This is a genomic window from Sphingomonas panacisoli, assembly GCF_007859635.1.
In the GTDB taxonomy this organism is placed as follows: Bacteria; Pseudomonadota; Alphaproteobacteria; order Sphingomonadales; family Sphingomonadaceae; genus Sphingomonas; species Sphingomonas panacisoli.
Genome location: NZ_CP042306.1, coordinates 2,318,241 through 2,333,923, shown reverse-complemented (window position 1 = coordinate 2,333,923; position 15,683 = coordinate 2,318,241). Strand labels below are relative to the sequence as shown.

General features: G+C 64.3%; 13 protein-coding genes. 6 read left to right on the top strand and 7 right to left on the bottom strand.

Going from position 1 to position 15,683, the window contains the following annotated elements:
• Window positions 1-58: 58 nt before the first annotated feature.
• A complete protein-coding gene (locus FPZ24_RS11735) occupies window positions 59-595 on the bottom strand; it encodes a (2Fe-2S)-binding protein (RefSeq protein WP_146572197.1) in 537 nt (178 codons plus the stop codon).
• Window positions 596-672: 77 nt separating this feature from the next.
• Between FPZ24_RS11735 and FPZ24_RS11730 the strand changes: the two genes are divergently transcribed.
• Both FPZ24_RS11730 and FPZ24_RS11725 read left to right on the top strand, forming a co-directional pair.
• Complete coding sequence (locus FPZ24_RS11730; protein WP_146572195.1) at window positions 673-1,473, top strand: DODA-type extradiol aromatic ring-opening family dioxygenase; 801 nt, start codon at window positions 673-675, stop codon at window positions 1,471-1,473.
• 104 nt (window positions 1,474-1,577) lie between these two features.
• Window positions 1,578-2,888 (top strand): sugar MFS transporter, encoded by a 1,311-nt coding sequence (locus FPZ24_RS11725; RefSeq protein ID WP_146572192.1) that lies wholly within the window; start codon window positions 1,578-1,580, stop codon window positions 2,886-2,888.
• Here the strand turns inward: FPZ24_RS11725 and FPZ24_RS11720 are convergent.
• Both FPZ24_RS11720 and FPZ24_RS11715 read right to left on the bottom strand, forming a co-directional pair.
• Entirely contained in the window at window positions 2,885-4,003 is a 1,119-nt protein-coding gene (locus FPZ24_RS11720) for a CaiB/BaiF CoA transferase family protein (RefSeq protein WP_240047442.1), read from the bottom strand. The two genes, FPZ24_RS11725 and FPZ24_RS11720, sit on opposite strands and share 4 nt — an antisense overlap.
• Window positions 4,004-4,099: 96 nt before the next feature.
• Entirely contained in the window at window positions 4,100-5,284 is a 1,185-nt protein-coding gene (locus FPZ24_RS11715; RefSeq protein WP_146572188.1) for an acyl-CoA dehydrogenase, read from the bottom strand.
• Window positions 5,285-5,343: 59 nt separating this feature from the next.
• On the opposite strand from FPZ24_RS11715, the gene FPZ24_RS11710 reads away from it, so the two are divergent.
• The 4 genes from FPZ24_RS11710 to FPZ24_RS11695 all read left to right on the top strand — a co-directional run bounded on the left by FPZ24_RS11710 (window position 5,344) and on the right by FPZ24_RS11695 (window position 10,966).
• Window positions 5,344-6,147: an HpcH/HpaI aldolase/citrate lyase family protein gene (locus tag FPZ24_RS11710; RefSeq protein ID WP_146572185.1), complete on the top strand. Its 804-nt coding sequence runs from the start codon at window positions 5,344-5,346 to the stop codon at window positions 6,145-6,147.
• Window positions 6,144-7,025 carry an ROK family protein gene (locus FPZ24_RS11705; protein ID WP_146572183.1) on the top strand — a complete coding sequence of 294 codons (882 nt, stop codon included), beginning with the start codon at window positions 6,144-6,146 and terminating at the stop codon, window positions 7,023-7,025. Before FPZ24_RS11710 ends, FPZ24_RS11705 begins: the two co-directional genes overlap by 4 nt.
• Window positions 7,026-7,124: 99 nt before the next feature.
• Window positions 7,125-9,038 carry a putative bifunctional diguanylate cyclase/phosphodiesterase gene (locus tag FPZ24_RS11700; RefSeq protein WP_146572181.1) on the top strand — a complete coding sequence of 638 codons (1,914 nt, stop codon included), beginning with the start codon at window positions 7,125-7,127 and terminating at the stop codon, window positions 9,036-9,038.
• Window positions 9,038-10,966, top strand: a complete 1,929-nt coding sequence (locus FPZ24_RS11695) for a CHASE4 domain-containing protein (RefSeq protein ID WP_240047441.1) — start codon at window positions 9,038-9,040, stop codon at window positions 10,964-10,966. The genes FPZ24_RS11700 and FPZ24_RS11695 overlap by 1 nt, the downstream gene beginning before the upstream one ends.
• Here the strand turns inward: FPZ24_RS11695 and FPZ24_RS11690 are convergent.
• The 4 genes from FPZ24_RS11690 to FPZ24_RS11670 form a co-directional block, all read right to left on the bottom strand.
• Window positions 10,957-11,676 carry a PEPxxWA-CTERM sorting domain-containing protein gene (locus FPZ24_RS11690; RefSeq protein ID WP_240047440.1) on the bottom strand — a complete coding sequence of 240 codons (720 nt, stop codon included), beginning with the start codon at window positions 11,674-11,676 and terminating at the stop codon, window positions 10,957-10,959. The two genes, FPZ24_RS11695 and FPZ24_RS11690, sit on opposite strands and share 10 nt — an antisense overlap.
• A gap of 150 nt (window positions 11,677-11,826) precedes the next feature.
• Window positions 11,827-12,963 carry an SET domain-containing protein gene (locus FPZ24_RS11685; RefSeq protein ID WP_146572179.1) on the bottom strand — a complete coding sequence of 379 codons (1,137 nt, stop codon included), beginning with the start codon at window positions 12,961-12,963 and terminating at the stop codon, window positions 11,827-11,829.
• A gap of 189 nt (window positions 12,964-13,152) precedes the next feature.
• A complete protein-coding gene (locus FPZ24_RS11680; protein WP_146572177.1) occupies window positions 13,153-14,148 on the bottom strand; it encodes a DUF1996 domain-containing protein in 996 nt (331 codons plus the stop codon).
• A gap of 541 nt (window positions 14,149-14,689) precedes the next feature.
• Complete coding sequence (locus FPZ24_RS11670) at window positions 14,690-15,664, bottom strand: UDP-glucuronic acid decarboxylase family protein (protein WP_146572173.1); 975 nt, start codon at window positions 15,662-15,664, stop codon at window positions 14,690-14,692.
• Between the last annotated feature and the right edge of the window lie 19 nt (window positions 15,665-15,683).

Sequence of the window (15,683 nt, the reverse complement as noted above, 5' to 3'; positions counted from 1 at the left end):
TTTGCCCGAGTCGCGCTGACGCGATCCTGAATTGGCCCGTCAGCTAACAGAAAGAATTCTAGGGCGCAGGCGTCAATGCGGGGACAACGCGCGCGGCGTCCGAAGGATCAACGCCGGGCCGCGGACTCGCGACTGTGTCCTCGCCGCGCTGGATACGCCCGGCTCGTTGGATCGCCTCGACCAATCGAGGGTAGATGCCGCAGCGGCAGATATTGGTGATCCCGGTGCGGATCTGGTCCTCGCTGGGGCGCGGGTTGTTCCGCAGCAGCACCGACGCCGCCATCACCATGCCGGGGATGCAGAAGCCGCACTGGCTGACATTCTCCGCCAGGAACGCGGCCTGGATCGGGTGGCTGCGGTCGTGCGACAACCCCTCGATCGTGGTGACGAAGCTGCCCTCGATCGATCCGATCGGGACTTGGCACGCTTTCTTGGCCGCGCCGTCCACGTCGACGATGCACGCGCCGCAATGCCCGGTGCCGCAGCCATATTTGGTGCCGGTCAGGTTCGACGCGTCGCGCAACGCGAACAGCAAGGGTGTCGCCGGGTCCACGCGATATTCGACCGGCTGATTGTTCACGGTGAATTTGGTCACCGCGCACCGATAGTCGGAAACGCGCCGTTTCCGCCAGCGACATTGTCGAAGGGGAAGGGCAGGGCGATATCTGGCGCATGACACTTCCCACTCTGTTCGTGCCGCATGGCGGCGGCCCCTGTTTCTTCGTAGACCCCGATGGCGGTCCGTCCGACGCAATGTGGCAGCCGATGGAGGATTACCTCGCCGGCCTGATCGCCAGCCTGCCCGAGCGGCCCAAGGCGATCCTGTTGGTGTCGGGCCATTGGGAGGAATCGGCGATCACGCTGCACACGGGCACGCGCCCCGGCTTGCTCTACGATTATTACGGCTTTCCCGAGCACACCTATCACCTGCGCTGGGACGCGTCTGGTGCGCCCGACCTCGCGCGCCGCGCCGCCGCGTTACTGAATCGCGCCGGTTTCGAAACGCGCGAGGAGCATGAGCGCGGTTGGGATCATGGCGTCTTCATTCCGATGAAGGTTGCCGTGCCGAACGCCGACATTCCGCTCGTCCAGATGTCGCTCCGCGCCGATCTCGATCCGGCCGACCATATCGCCATCGGTCGCGCACTGGCGCCGTTGCGCGACGACGGCGTGCTGATCGTCGGGTCGGGCATGAGCTTCCATAATCTGCGCGTCCGCGGTGAGGCCGCGGTCGAGCGGTCGCGTCAGTGGGACGAAGCGCTGACTGCTGCCGTTACAGACGATGATCCGACCCGCCGCGCCGAACGCGTCGCCAATTGGGCTAGTCTGCCCCACGCCAAGTTTGCCCACCCGCGTGAGGAGCATCTGCTACCGCTCATGGTGGCGCTCGGCGCGGGCGGTGACGGGTCCGCGGTGCGCGATCACGCCAGCAACGTGCTGGGCTGGGACATCTCGGGCTATCGCTTCGATTGATAACGTTCACAACTGCCAACTCGCGACGGGTTGCGGCGTAACCCAAGCTGGTCCATCAAGGCGCCCGGAACCGGTTCCAGACCGGTCGCAGGGAGAGCGAGTTCATGGCCATCAATCCGGGCGTTGCGGCGTCGACCAATCCAGACACGGTGGGCGCAACGCACGAGGGTGTGAACGCCCCAGGCTTGCAGGTCTTCGTCTTTGCGCTGTTCTTCATCTTCGGCGGCATCACCAGCCTGAACGACGTCATCATTCCGAAGCTGAAAGAGCTGTTCACGCTCAACTACACGCAGGCGATGCTGGTGCAGTTCTGTTTCTTCACCGCCTATGCGGTTATCGGCATTCCCGGCGCGATGCTGGTCAAGAAGATAGGCTATATGCGCGGCGCGGCGGCGGGGCTGCTGACGATGATGGTCGGCTGTCTGCTGTTCATCCCGGCATCGAGCACGGCGACCTACGAATTGTTCCTGTTCGCGCTGTTCGTGCTGGCGACCGGCGTCGTGCTGGTCCAGATCGTTGCCAATCCGCTCATCACCTTGCTCGGTCCACCCAAAACTGCCTCCAGCCGGTTGACGTTTGCCCAAGCGTTCAACTCGCTCGGCACGACGCTTTTCCCGATCGCGGGAGCCGCGCTTATACTCGGTAGTCTGGCCAAAGTTCAGGCGAAGGACCTGAGCGGACCGGCGCTCGATTCCTATCGCACCGCCGAGAGTCAGGCGATCGTGCACGGCTATCTCGGCCTCGCGGTAGCGCTAGCGATCGTCGCGGCGGTCGTCTGGTCGTTTCGCAACCGATTGAAGGGGGAGGCGCATCAGGCCGGTACCGGTCTCGCCGGACTCGATTTGCTCGGGCGGCCGCGCTTCGCGTTCGGCGCGTTGTGCATCTTCCTGTATGTCGGCGCCGAGGTCTCGATCGGCTCGCTGATCGTCAACTACCTCAAGCAATCGAACGTCATGGGGCTGACGACCGAAGCGGCGGGCGGCCTGATCTTCGTCTATTGGGGCTGCGCCATGATTGGGCGCTTCATCGGTTCGCTGGTGCTGCGCCTGATGAGCCCGGGCAAGGTGCTGGCGGGCGTCGCGATCGGTGCGATCGCGCTGATCGCTGTTTCGACCCACACGACCGGCACGACGTCGGGCTACAGTCTTCTGTTGATCGGTCTGATGAACTCGATCATGTTCCCGACGATCTTCACGCTGGCGTGCGAAAAACTCGGTGCGCGGGCGGCCGATGGGTCCGGGATCATCAACGTCGCGATCTTCGGCGGCGCAGTGCTGCCGCTGGCGACCGGCGCGCTGGCCGATACGACCGGCAGCCTGGCGCTGGCGCTGCTGCTACCGGCGGCGTGCTATGCGATCATCGCGGCGTTCGGTGTGTACGCCCGTCGTCCCGCCGAGGACTATGCCGACGCCTAATGGGGCTGGCGCTCGCCGAGCCGTGGGGCGAACCGGCCGAGCGCGAGGTCGGCGTCGGAGAAGCGGATCGGGGTGCGCAGGCCGTCGAGCCGCTCGCCAGGGACGACCATGCCGCGCGCAGTGACTTGCGCGTCGGTGAGCGCCTGTTCGACGGTGTTGATCGGCCCGACCGGCACGCCGACCGCCTCCAGCTTGGCCAGCAGATCGTCGCGTTCGAAGCGTGACGTCGCGTCGCGGATCGCGGCAAACAGCGGCTCGCGGTGGACGATCCGCCCGGCATTGGTCGCCCAGCGTTCGTCGGGCGCGATCCCGACGACGCCGCAGAACCGCTGGAACTGACCGTCATTGCCGACCGCCAGGATGAACCAGCCGTCGCTCGTCGGAAAAACCGCATAGGGCGACACGTTCATGTGCGCGTTGCCGACGCGTGGCGGCGTGATGCCGCTCGCGAAGTAATTGGCCGCCTGATTGGCGAGCACGCCGGTCATCGTGTCGAGCAAGCTCATGTCGATATGCTGGCCGCACCCGGTCCTCTCTCGCTGGATCAGTGCCGCTTGGATGCCGATCACCGAATAGAGCCCCGTCGCGATATCGGCCATCGCGACCCCGATCTTCTGCGGCGCGCCGTCGGGCTCGCCGGTCAGGTCCATGATTCCGCCCATGCCCTGGATGATGAAGTCGTAGCCGGGGCGTGACGCGTACGGGCCGTCCTGACCGAAGCCGGTGATCGAGCAATAGATCAGCCGTGGATTGATTCCGGCGAGGCTGGCATAATCGAGTCCGTATTTGGCGAGGCCGCCGACCTTAAAATTCTCGATCAGCACATCGCTGTCGGCGGCGAGACGGCGGACCGCGGCTTGGCCTTCAGGCGTGGTGAAGTCGAGCACGACCGACGACTTCCCTCGATTGCAGGCGTGGTAATAGGCGGCGTCCTTGGTCCCGTCGGGGTTCTCGATGAACGGCGGCCCCCAGGTCCGTGTATCGTCGCCTGCCGGACTTTCGACCTTGGTCACCTCCGCGCCGAGATCGGCGAGTACCTGGCCCGCCCACGGCCCCGCGAGGATGCGCGCGAGTTCGAGCACCTTTAAGCCTTCAAGCGGAGCCTTCTTTGTCACGTCATTCCCGCGAAAGCGGGAACCCATCTCCCGCAGCCTGCCAAGAACATCCCGTCGGTGATGGGCCCCCGCGTTCGCGGGGGTGACGGTTGAAATCTAGAACGCGGCGATCCCGGTGATTGCACGGCCGAGGATCAAAGCGTGGACGTCGTGGGCGCCTTCGTACGTGTTGACGGTCTCCAGGTTCATCAGGTGGCGCATCACCTGATACTCGCCCGAAATCCCGTTGCCGCCATGCATGTCGCGGGCGGCGCGGGCTATATCGAGTGCCTTGCCGACATTGTTGCGCTTGATGATCGAGATCATCTCCGGCGCGAACTTGCCCTCGTCCATCAGGCGACCGACGCGGAGAGACGCCTGCAGTCCAAGCGCGATCTCGGTTTCCATGTCGGCGAGTTTCTTCTGGTAGAGTTGCTTGCTGGCGAGCGGCACGCTGAATTGCTTGCGGTCGAGCCCGTATTGCCGCGCGGCATGCATGCAGAACTCCGCCGCGCCCATGCTGCCCCAGCTGATCCCGTAGCGCGCGCGGTTGAGACAGCCGAACGGCCCCTTCAACCCCTGCACCTCGGGCAGCAGCGCGTCCTCGCCGACCTCGACCTCGTCCATCAGCACCATGCCGGTGATCGATGCGCGCAAGCTCAGCTTGCCTTCAATCTTCGGCGTCTCGAGCCCCTTCATGCCTTTTTCGAGCACGAACCCGCGAATGCCGCCGCCATGCGCGTCGGACTTCGCCCAGATCACGAATACGTCGGCGATCGGAGAGTTGCTGATCCACGTCTTCGCGCCCGAAATCGAATAGCCGGTCGCGGTCTTGGTCGCGCGCGTCGTCATGCTGCCGGGGTCGGAGCCGGCGTCCGGCTCGGTCAGTCCGAACGCGCCGATATATTCACCGGTCGCGAGCTTAGGCAGGTATTTGCGGCGCTGCTCCTCGGATCCGTATTCGTAGATCGGGAACATCACGAGGCTCGATTGCACCGACATCATCGAGCGATAGCCGCTGTCGATCCGCTCGACCTCCCGCGCGACCAGGCCGTAGGCGACGTAGCTCGCGCCGACCCCGCCATATTCCTCCGGGATCGTCGGGCCAAGCAGCCCGAGCTGCCCCATCTCGCGGAAAATCGCCGGATCGCTGGTCTCGTTGGCGAACGCGTCAATCACGCGCGGCGCGAGTTTGTCCTGCGCATAGGCACGCGCGGTGTCGCGCACCATCCGCTCGTCCTCGGTCAGCTGATCCTCGAGCAGGAACGGGTCCGCCCAGTCGAAATGCCCCATGCCGGCCATCATTGTCTCCTTGATGGCCCTGCATTGCCGCGCCGCGCGGCTTGCGGCAAGGAAAAGCGATGAGCGATTTCCGCCCCCGCCGCAGCGTGCTGTTCCTGCCCGCGAGCAATGCGCGCGCAATGGAGAAGGCGCGCGGGCTGGCGGCGGACGTGGTGATCCTCGATCTGGAAGACGCGGTTGCGCCCGATGCGAAGGCCGCCGCGCGGGATGCCGCCGTGGCAGCGGCGCGTGAAGGATTTGGTGCGCGCGAATGCGTGATCCGGATCAATGCGGACGACGGCGACGACGTGGCGGCAGTCGCGTCGAGCGAGGCGGATGCGGTACTCGTGCCGAAGGTGCGTAGCGCCAGCGACGTCGCGCGATACCGCGCAGCGCTGGGCGACAAGCCCTTGTGGCTGATGATCGAAACCTGCGAGGCGCTCGGGCGACTACAGGATATCGCGGACACCGGCGCGCATGGGTTCGTCCTCGGCGTCAACGACCTTGCGCTCGAACTCGGCGCACGACCGGGGGCGGAGCGCGCGTGGCTGGCGCCGGTGCAGGCGATGGTGCTGGCCGCCGCGCGGTCGCGCGGAATGATCGCGCTCGACGGCGTCTGCAACGATTTCAACGACGACGATCGGCTGCGCGCGGAATGCGATGCGGCTGCGGCGATGGGCTATGACGGCAAATCGCTGATCCATCCGCGCCAGATCGATATCTGCAATGCGGCGTTCAGCCCCGGCGCCGATGAAATCGCCTGGGCGGCCAAAGTGCGCGATGCGTTCGCCAGTGGCGACGGCGGCGTAACCCAGGTCGAGGGCAAGATGGTCGAGGCGCTCCATCTGACGCAGGCCGAACGGATTTTGGGGATGGCACGATGACGACGATCGCCGGGGTCGAACTGGGCGGCACCAAATGCGTGTGTGTCCTGTCGCACGACGGCGCGACGATCGCCGAAGAGCGGCGGATTCCCACGACCGACCCCGAAACGACGATGGCCGCGATCGAGGATGTGCTCGACGGCTGGCAGGGGTTCGAGGCGATCGGGATCGCGAGCTTCGGACCGATCGGGATCGATCCGGGCGCGGCGAGCTTCGGGTTCGTCACCTCGACCACCAAGCCGGGCTGGGCGAATACCGACGTCGCCGGGCGCTTGCTCGACCGCTACCGCGTGCCGGTCGGCTTTCACAGCGACGTGGTCGGGGCCGGGCTGGCCGAGGGGCAATGGGGTGCGGCGAAGGGCCTGCGCGACCACGCGTACGTCACCGTCGGCACCGGGATCGGCATCGGCCTGATCAGCGGCGACAAGCCGGTCGTCGGGCTGACGCATCAGGAACTCGGCCATATCCGCCCCGTCCGCATGGCGGGGGACGACTGGCCGGGCATGTGCAGCTTTCACGGCGATTGCGTCGAGGGGCTAGCGTCGGGTCCCGCGATCAAGGCCCGCGCCGGCGTCAGCGCCGACCAAATCGCCGAGGATTCGCCGATCTGGCCGTTGATCGCGCATCCGCTCGCCCAACTCTGCCACACCCTCGTTCTGACCGGCGTGCCGCGCCGCATCGTGTTCGGCGGCGGCGTGGCGCTCGGCGTGCCGTGGCTGCTGCCGATGGTGCGCCGGATGCTGGATGCGAGCATCGGCGATTATGGCGACCGCTCGCTGCTCGGCGAGCTCGACGACTATATCGTTCCTGCCGCGCTGGGCGGAGAGGCGGGGCCGCTTGGCGCGATCCTGCTTGGACAACAAGCACTTGGCGACTGATATCGCGTCATTCCGGACCTGATCGGTCCGCCCCCTTTTACGCCTCGTTAACCCTACCTGCTTACGCCTCGGCAACATCATTGGGGGCTCGTGTAGGCGATGCCCGAACGAGGGGTAGGACAGTTGCGCATTCTGATCGTCGACGACGAACCGGCCGTCCATGACTCCTACCGGCGCTGCTTCGCGCGCGCGGATACGGCGAGCGCGACCGCGCTTCATGACATGGCGACGGAGCTGTTCGGCGAGGACGCACCGATCCTGCCGAGCGATGATGCCGACGCGATCCAGTTCGATGCCATACATTGCAGCCAGGGGCTCGACGCCGTGGCCGAAGTCGAGGCGGCGATCGCCGCGGGCAATCCGTTCGCGGTCGCGTTCATCGACGTGCGCATGCCGCCCGGCATCGACGGCAAGGAAACCGCGACGCGCATCCGCGCGCTCGACCCCGACATCAACCTAGTTATCGTTACCGGCTTCTCCGATTTCTCGCCGATCGAGATTTCGAAGGCGGCGGGGCCGGCCGACAAGATCTTCTACATCGCCAAGCCGTTCGAAATCGCCGAGATCGTCCAGACCGCAACGGCACTCGGGCATCGCTGGCAGGTCGATCGCGAACTCGCCGATGCGATGGCGAAACTGAACCAGCAGGCGATCGAACTCGCCGCCAATGAATCGAAGGCGCTGCACCTCGCGACGCATGACTCGCTGACCGAAGCGCCCAACCGGCTGGCCTTCGTTCGCGCGCTGGCCGAAAAGGTGCGGAGCGGCGGGATGTTCGCCGCCGCGATGGTCGATCTCGATCGCTTCAAGCTGGTCAACGACACGCTGGGCCATCTGGCAGGCGACGAACTGATCCGCGCGATCTGTACGGTCTTGCAGCAGAACGTGCCGGAAGGCGCGGTCGTCGCGCGCCTGGGCGGCGACGAGTTCGGCGTGCTGTTCGACACCGCCGGCGAAGAGGCGGCGGTGATGGCGTGCGATCGCATCGTCGCGGCGTGCGCGGCGAGCTTCCGCATCTTCGGCCATTCGGTCCAGGGTGCGGCGTCGGTCGGCCTGGTCGTCGTGTCGGGCGACGAGGTACGCGATCCGGTCGATACCATGCGCCGCGCCGATCTCGCGCTCAACGACGCCAAGAAATCGGGACGCAGCGTCGTGCGTTTGTACAACGATTCGATGGACGAAAGCGTCCGCTTCCGTCGCCGTATCGAGGGCGGGTTGAGTCAGGCGATCGCGCAGGGCGAACTGAGTCTCGCCTATCAACCGATCGTCGCGGGCGACGCGATGGAAGTGGTCGGCTTCGAAGCGCTGCTGCGCTGGCGGACCGAGGAATTCGGCCCGATCAGCCCGGCGTTGTTCATCCCGATCGCCGAGGAATCGAATCTGATCCACGAACTCGGCGACTGGGTGCTCGACGAAGCGCTGACGGTTCTCGTGGACTGGCCGGGCCAGTACGTGTCGATCAACTTCTCGCCGCGCCAGTTCCGCCGCCAGAACTTCGTCGGCTATGTGATGGAACGCGTACAACGCGCTGGAATTTCACCCAATCGCGTGCAGATCGAGATCACGGAAACCGCGATCTTCGACAATGCCGAACGCGCGGCGGAAACGCTCTACAAGCTGCGCCAGATGGGCTTCCGCATCGCGCTCGACGATTTCGGGACCGGCTATTCGTCGCTCTACAACATCCGCAAGTTCGCGCTCGACTGCCTAAAGATCGACAAGAGCTTCATCGACGGCATGGGCCGCGAACGCGAAAGCGCCGCCATCGTCCAATCGATCGTCCATCTCGGCAAGGCGCTGGGGCTCGGCGTCGTGGCGGAGGGGGTCGAGACCGAAGCGCAAGTCCAAGCGCTCCGCGTCGCCGGCGCAAGCCATTTGCAGGGCTATTATTTTTCCCGTCCGGTGCCAGCAGAAGAAGCCAAGGCCTTGGCGAACGAGCGCTTCATCGGTGGTGAGGACGATCTCGACGGCGACGAATTCGCGGTCCTGCCGGGCGACGGAACCAACGGCTGATGGCGAGCATTCGCGCCATCGTCGCGCGAACGCGAAAGGCTTCGCTGGCCGGCAAGCTGCTCATCATCCTGGCCGGGGTCGGGGTGATCGGATCGATCGCGCTGACTTTGCTGCTCGCTGCGGTCATCACGCCCAGCTTCAACGCGCTCGAACGCCAATCGATCGACGGCCATATCGAACGCACGCGCGCAACGCTCAACGATTTCGCCGCCAAGGTCGAAAGCTCGGTGCGCGACTATGGCGACTGGAACTCAAGCTACGACTATATCGTGAAGCCGACCAAAGCATTTGAGGAAGAAAGCTTTTCCCGGCTCGCGATGGCCAACCTCGAAGTCGATGGCATGGCATATCTGCGCCCCGACAAGAGCCCGGTGATTGCCCGTTGGGTCGATGCCAAGTCGGGCGAGGAACGCAACGACCTGCGCGATGCGATGCTTGCCGCGATCCGCGCTATCCCGTTCGAGGGAGTGATGCGATCGGGCAGTTCCGGGCATTTCTACTTGCGGCTCGGGCAAGTGGTTGCCGCGGTCGGGGTGGCGCAAGTACGTCGCAGCGATGGCAGCGGCGCTCCGCGCGGCTATGTCGTCATGGCGCGGCGGATCACGTCGGCGCAACTCGGCCAATTGCTCCAAGTGCCGGCGCAGCTGGAATTCGCCGCGACCGGCCAAGCGATGATTGTGACGGGTGCCGATACGATGCGGATCGCGGTTCCCGTACCGGGCGCCGATGGTGGCCCGGTCGCCGCCGCGAGTTTCGCCGTCCCGCGCGACGTGTCGTTGCTCGGTCGGCACATGCTGTGGTTGGCGGTATTGGGATCGACGATCCTGCTCGCGATCGTGCTCACCGTGCTCAGCCGGATGACCAAGCAACTCGTGCTGGATCCACTCGGGCGGGTAGAGGAGCACATGCAGCGCGTTCGCGATTCCGGTTCGCTGAGCGCGCTCGAAGTCGACACGACACGCAGCGACGAGATCGCGTCGTTGGGACGCAATTTCAATTCGATGCTCGCCCAACTTAAGGATCTACGCGAACAGGTCGAAGTGCAGAGCTTCGAGCTCGGCCGCTCCGAAAGCGCGGTGGCGGTGATGCACAACGTTCGTAATGCGCTCAACCCGGTCACGACGATCCTGAGCGCCGAGATCGGTCTGCCGCTGGTCGATCGCGCGATGCTCGATAAGGTTATGACGGAACTCGCCAGCGGTGATCTGGCCGTGGATCGGCGCGCCAAGCTCGTCGCCTTCACCAATGCCGCGCTCGATGCCGAGGACCGCCAGCGCACCGATCGGCGCGATCAGCTCGAGATCGCGCGCGATGCGATGCGTCAGGCGCTAGAGATAATCGGCGCCCAACAGCAACTCGCGCACGAACGCCCCGGCCTTGAAACTTGCGACGCGACCCAGATCATCGCCCAGAACGCGACGATCGCGCGGCATTCGGGCGGCGGCGCATCGATCATGTTCGGCTTCCCGGCGAAGAGCCATCCGGTGCTCGCCAACCGCGTGCTGCTGAGCCAAGTGATCGGCAACCTGTTCTCCAACGCGGCGGAGGCGATCGCCGCGGTCAGCGGGTCGGGCAACATCACCGTGACGATCGACGACACACGCGACGGTCGCGTCGAAATCGCGATCCGCGATACGGGGGGAGGGGTTCGACCCCGCCGACGCGCCCAATCTGTTCCAACGCGGTTTTTCGACGCGCGATCACAAATCGGGCGGATTGGGCCTCCACTGGTGCGCCAATTCGATGGTCGCGATGGACGGCTCGTTGCGGCTCGAAAGCGCCGGTGTCGGATTCGGCGCGGTAGCGCGTCTGACGTTACGTGCGTCGCCGGCCGAGACTGTCGAAACCGACGTTGCAGCATAAAAATGGGGCGGCAAGCGTGTCCGCTGCCGCCCCGCTTACCTTCAGACGCAACGCGTCAGGCGTAGCGCACGCGGGTCGTCACCGAACGGCGGCGAAGCGTTCCGCCGATCGCGCCGAACCCGAGCAGCATCATCGCCCACGTCGCAGGCTCCGGCACAGCACCGCCGGTGGTCTGATTGTTGGAAGTCAGGCGGAAATCCTGGAATGTCCATGCCTGACTCGCGGTCAGGCTGTTGGCCTGCAGCCGGATGCCGAGCGAATTCCAGTTATTGGCGATCGCCTGGTTGAACACGCTCGTAATGTCGAAGCTGAAGATGCTGCCGACGGGCGTCGAACCGGGGCTGACGTTGAATGTACCGATCGTGGCGACGGCCGCCGCCTGGAAGTCGCTGATGTCTTCGAGATTGTTGCCCTGATAGGCGTAGATCGTGATCGGCCCGGTGAACGGCGTGTCGTTGACGCCTGAGAACAAGCCGCCCGCTTTGTAGACGTCGAACGTGACGAACGCCGTCGGCGACGACGTCAGGCCGGTCAGATTATACTCCGACAGTCCGCGCACGACTTCGGTCGAATACATGCCGACCTCGGCCTTGCCCGCCGGGTTGCCGAACGAGCCACCGGTGTTGGAGTGATAATGGTTACCGTTGGGCGACCCGGCGCCATCGTTGGCGACCGCGAAGGTGAAGCCGTTGGTGATGGTTTGGGCGGATGCCGGCATCGCGACGAGCGCCAGACCGCCGGCAGCGATCATCGCAAGTGATTTGTATACGGTCATGGTAATCCCCTATTGCACAATAGAAAGGCTGATGTTCGCCGTGCAACCCGGGCGGGACTCGGAGTTCCCTTAACGCCACGGTAAGATATTGGATTGTTTCGTCAAGGTAATCGAGCAACGGTCCGTCTCATCGAGAGACTGGCGGGCGTCCTAGGCGGCCCTTTCATTGGCGATGTCGTCCGTCCGCCGCAGATACGGTGGTACGAGGTTTTCTGCCCGAAACCACTCCTGCCGTTCAGCGCTGAGAGTGGCGAAGTTGCCGATCACGCGACGGCAATCGGGCGCGCGGCACTGGCAGATCATGTGCCAGTTCGACTGCGCGAGCGTCGTGGAATAATCCCAGGTGATTTCCTCGCCCGCAGCGATCTCGCGGATCGCGACGAGGAACACGCCGTTATCGGCGAAGCGTAGTCCCGCGTTGGGCGCACAGCTGTGATTGACGAGGTCGTCGATCCGCCCTGACGGTCCCATGAAATGATCCGGCGTGACTTGAACGAAGCGATCCGACGCTCCGCGCATCAAGGTGGGTACGCGATCAGCGCGAAAGCGGCGGCCCGTGAATTCGATCAGGCGCTCGCCCTCGGCAAAGCGTTGCGCCGCGACTACTGCCTTGCCGAGGTGCGTTTCGGTCACCTTGAACAGATTGGCGGGCGTACGGACCGCGTCGAGCAGGTAGAAGCGTCCGTTTCGCCGCCCGAGCGAACGCAGGGGGTTGATCGTTACCAGCCCGACCATGAACCACATGCTGGCGTGGCACAGCAGTTCGACGAGGATATAGGCATATTCGCCGACCGGGCTGCCGGGGGTGCGCGCCGCCAGCATCAGCGTCGCAAGATCGCCGAGGGTCCACAGTGCCCAGGCCGGCGACCATTCGCGGCGGCGGTCGGCGGCGACGCTCGCCCATGTCGGCCAGAAGCTGACGGGGACCGCGGCGACCACCAGCATGTGCGCCCAGAAGGCGTCGCGGAACAGCGCCCAGATGATCAGCGCGGCCAGGCTGGCCGCGATGCAGAAGCCCTCGATCCGGGACGGCGCGCTCCACGCCGATCGGCGCCACAGAGCGACCGTGATCGCGACGCAGGCGAAGGCGGCGAACAGGAATACCCAGCGCTGGATGCCGTCGGGATTGACCGCGGCATAGGTCGATGCTTCCACCGCAGTGGCGGCGGACCAGATCAGCCAGGATGCGCGGTTGGGCTCCACCAGGTTGCGCCGCAGCCCCGCAAGGTACGTCGCATAGCCCGCGAACGTCGCGGCCAACGCCACCAGAAACAATGTCTGGACCATTCACCCTCGCCCGATGCGCAATGCGTGCGCAACGGTTCATTTACCATGATCGGCGGAATCCGTCCATTCGAAAGCCTTGGAATCGTGGGGCTTAGCTAAGTGATTGAGTTTCGATTCTAATCTTCGCACCAAAACAAAAGGGCGGCCGCGTCGAAACGCAGCCGCCCTTTGTCAAGGTCGTATAGCCCGTCAGGGTTTGACTGGAATATCGGCCAAGGTGGTGGTCGTCGTAGCGTCGTACCCAGCCAGCATCTTGAGCTGCTGACCGTTGCCGAGGTCACCGCCCGAACAGCTCAGCATCTTGTTGATGCAATTCGCGGTCCAGAGATCGATCACGCTGTCTTCCCAGGCACCGAACCAATCGGCGTGAATGGTCGAACCCGGTTCCATGTCGGCCATACCGGCCATGCGATCCGAGGCGAGGTACCAGTTCTTCGTGGTCGCGTCGGTCGAATACCAAACGCCGAGCTGGAATTCGGGGATGATGTAGGGGTGGGTTTTCGGGCAGACGGCGTGTCCCTGGCCGTCCTGTACGCGGTACGCCATGTGGCTGCGATGGTCCGGGCTGTCGAGTTGCGTACCGTTCCAGCAATCGGGCGCCACCAGAACGGCACCGATGCGATCGCCGGTCGGGCAGCCGCGCAACGCCTCCGCGATCGTCGCGAAGTGACCGGTCGTGGCGCCGGCGCCATCGCAGTTCCACCAACGCTTGGTAGTGTCGGTCGGCGTGCTGGCCGGATCGAGCATATTGTACCCGAAGATGTAGCGCAGGCCGCGGGGCAGCGGCAGGCATGCCGTCGCATAGGTGGTGCAGCGCACGTCGGTCACCGGATAGCGCTTGTAGTAGACCGCCAGGCCGTCGGGCATCACGACCTTGCCAGCGCCGTTCATCATCGCCGGGACCCAATAGGCCGAACGGTTGAGCATGTCGTTGCAAGTGCTGTCACCGGACGTCCGCAACGAGTCATAGGTAGAATTGGCGTCGGCCTTGGTATTGCCGAAGAAGGTATGGAGGTGCGATTTTCCCGGTTGCCCCGGATATACAATCGGATCGTTATAGGCGTTGTGCGACGGTGCGCAGTTGAAGCGGAATGCTCCCACATCGTCGGGTGCCATCGATCCCGGAAGATCGCCGGTGCCCCAAGATGCTTGTAGATAGTCCTGCAGCTGAATGCCGGACGACACTTTTGCCAGCCCCTGCAGCGATGGCGCGGCAATGCCGGCGGTAGTCGGCGTAGGCGTGGGCGTTGCCGTTGCCCCTGGGGTCGGGGTCGGAGTTGGCGTAGGGGTCGGATCGTTCGCAACTGCGGTCACACCCGGCGATCCACCTGCGCCGCCGCATGCCGATAAGGCAAAGGCTGCAAGCAAAAAGGCGCAATGGCCTGACGAACGGAGGGCGCGCGATAGCATGCCCAAAAACATGGACGAGATGACGTAAAAACCCAGTTAAACGGAGTGTTTGTAATTGTTTACCACGTTTAGCGGCGATCGCGTCGAAGCCAATTCCAAGTCCCGAAACTCGTCTTGTGCAACGCACAACTCGGCTTAATCCGGCCCTTTCGATGGTTATTTGCGCATTAGGATTTGGGACCGGCGCACAACAAAGTGTGCCCAAGGCTGTTCGCCCGAGCGGTTACTTCGCCGATATCAGCGAGCGCGCCGACTGGGTCGCGGCAACGTCGTGTGAAATGAAACGTCGGGAATCGACGAAAGTTCCGTGCGAGCCTCAAGCTCGATTCGGCGCTCCGTCGATTTCTTTGAGCAGGCCGTCGAAATAGGCGATCGTCTTTGCCAGTCCGTCCTTCAACGGTACGCGTGGCTCCCACGACAATTTGGCTTTCGCCTGGGAGATGTCCGGCTGACGTTGACGGGGATCGTCTTGCGGCAGCGGATGATGGACGAGCTCGACGCTCGACCCGATCAACTCGCGTACCAGTTCAGCCAGCTCCCGCATCGTGAATTCGACCGGGTTGCCGATATTGATCGGCCCCGTCACGTCCGCCGGCGTATCCATCAGCGCCATCATGCCGGCGACGAGATCGTCGACGTAACAGAACGAGCGCGTCTGTTGGCCGTCGCCGTACAGCGTGATCGGCGTGCCGGTCAGCGCCTGGACGATGAAGTTTGACACCACGCGCCCGTCATTGGGGTGCATGCGCGGGCCATAGGTGTTGAAAATCCGCATGACCTTGATCTCGGTGCCATGCTGGCGGTGATAGTCGAAGAACAAAGTCTCGGCGCAGCGCTTGCCTTCGTCGTAGCAGGAGCGCGGACCGATCGGGTTGACGTTGCCCCAATATTCTTCGCGCTGCGGATGCATCGTCGGATCGCCATAGACTTCGCTGGTCGATGCCTGCAGCACCTTGACCTTCAGCCGCTTGGCAAGGCCGAGCATGTTGATCGCGCCCATAACGCTTGTCTTGGTCGTCTGGACGGGATCGAACTGGTAATGGACCGGCGAGGCGGGGCAGGCGAGGTTGTAGATCTGATCGACCTCGACCGACAGCGGGAAGGTCACGTCGTGGCGTAGGATCTCGAACGACGGGTTGTTGCGCAGATGCGCGACGTTGCGCAGCCGGCCGGTATAGAAATTGTCGACGCACAGCACCTCGGCACCGCGCTCGATCAACCGATCGCACAGATGCGATCCGATGAAACCCGCCCCGCCGGTCACCAGCACACGTTGTTCGAACGCCGTCATACATCCCCCTGGGTTGGGG

Excerpts from the sequence above, each read along its gene's own strand:
- FPZ24_RS11730 (WP_146572195.1), top strand. The coding sequence starts at position 673 with ATGACACTTCCCACTCTGTTCGTGCCGCATGGCGGCGGCCCCTGTTTC.
- FPZ24_RS11725 (WP_146572192.1), top strand. The coding sequence starts at position 1,578 with ATGGCCATCAATCCGGGCGTTGCGGCGTCGACCAATCCAGACACGGTG.
- FPZ24_RS11715 (WP_146572188.1), bottom strand. The coding sequence starts at position 5,284 with ATGGCCGGCATGGGGCATTTCGACTGGGCGGACCCGTTCCTGCTCGAG.
- FPZ24_RS11710 (WP_146572185.1), top strand. The coding sequence starts at position 5,344 with ATGAGCGATTTCCGCCCCCGCCGCAGCGTGCTGTTCCTGCCCGCGAGC.
- FPZ24_RS11705 (WP_146572183.1), top strand. The coding sequence starts at position 6,144 with ATGACGACGATCGCCGGGGTCGAACTGGGCGGCACCAAATGCGTGTGT.
- FPZ24_RS11700 (WP_146572181.1), top strand. The coding sequence starts at position 7,125 with ATGCCCGAACGAGGGGTAGGACAGTTGCGCATTCTGATCGTCGACGAC.
- FPZ24_RS11695 (WP_240047441.1), top strand. The coding sequence starts at position 9,038 with ATGGCGAGCATTCGCGCCATCGTCGCGCGAACGCGAAAGGCTTCGCTG.
- FPZ24_RS11690 (WP_240047440.1), bottom strand. The coding sequence starts at position 11,676 with ATGACCGTATACAAATCACTTGCGATGATCGCTGCCGGCGGTCTGGCG.
- FPZ24_RS11685 (WP_146572179.1), bottom strand. The coding sequence starts at position 12,963 with ATGGTCCAGACATTGTTTCTGGTGGCGTTGGCCGCGACGTTCGCGGGC.
- FPZ24_RS11670 (WP_146572173.1), bottom strand. The coding sequence starts at position 15,664 with ATGACGGCGTTCGAACAACGTGTGCTGGTGACCGGCGGGGCGGGTTTC.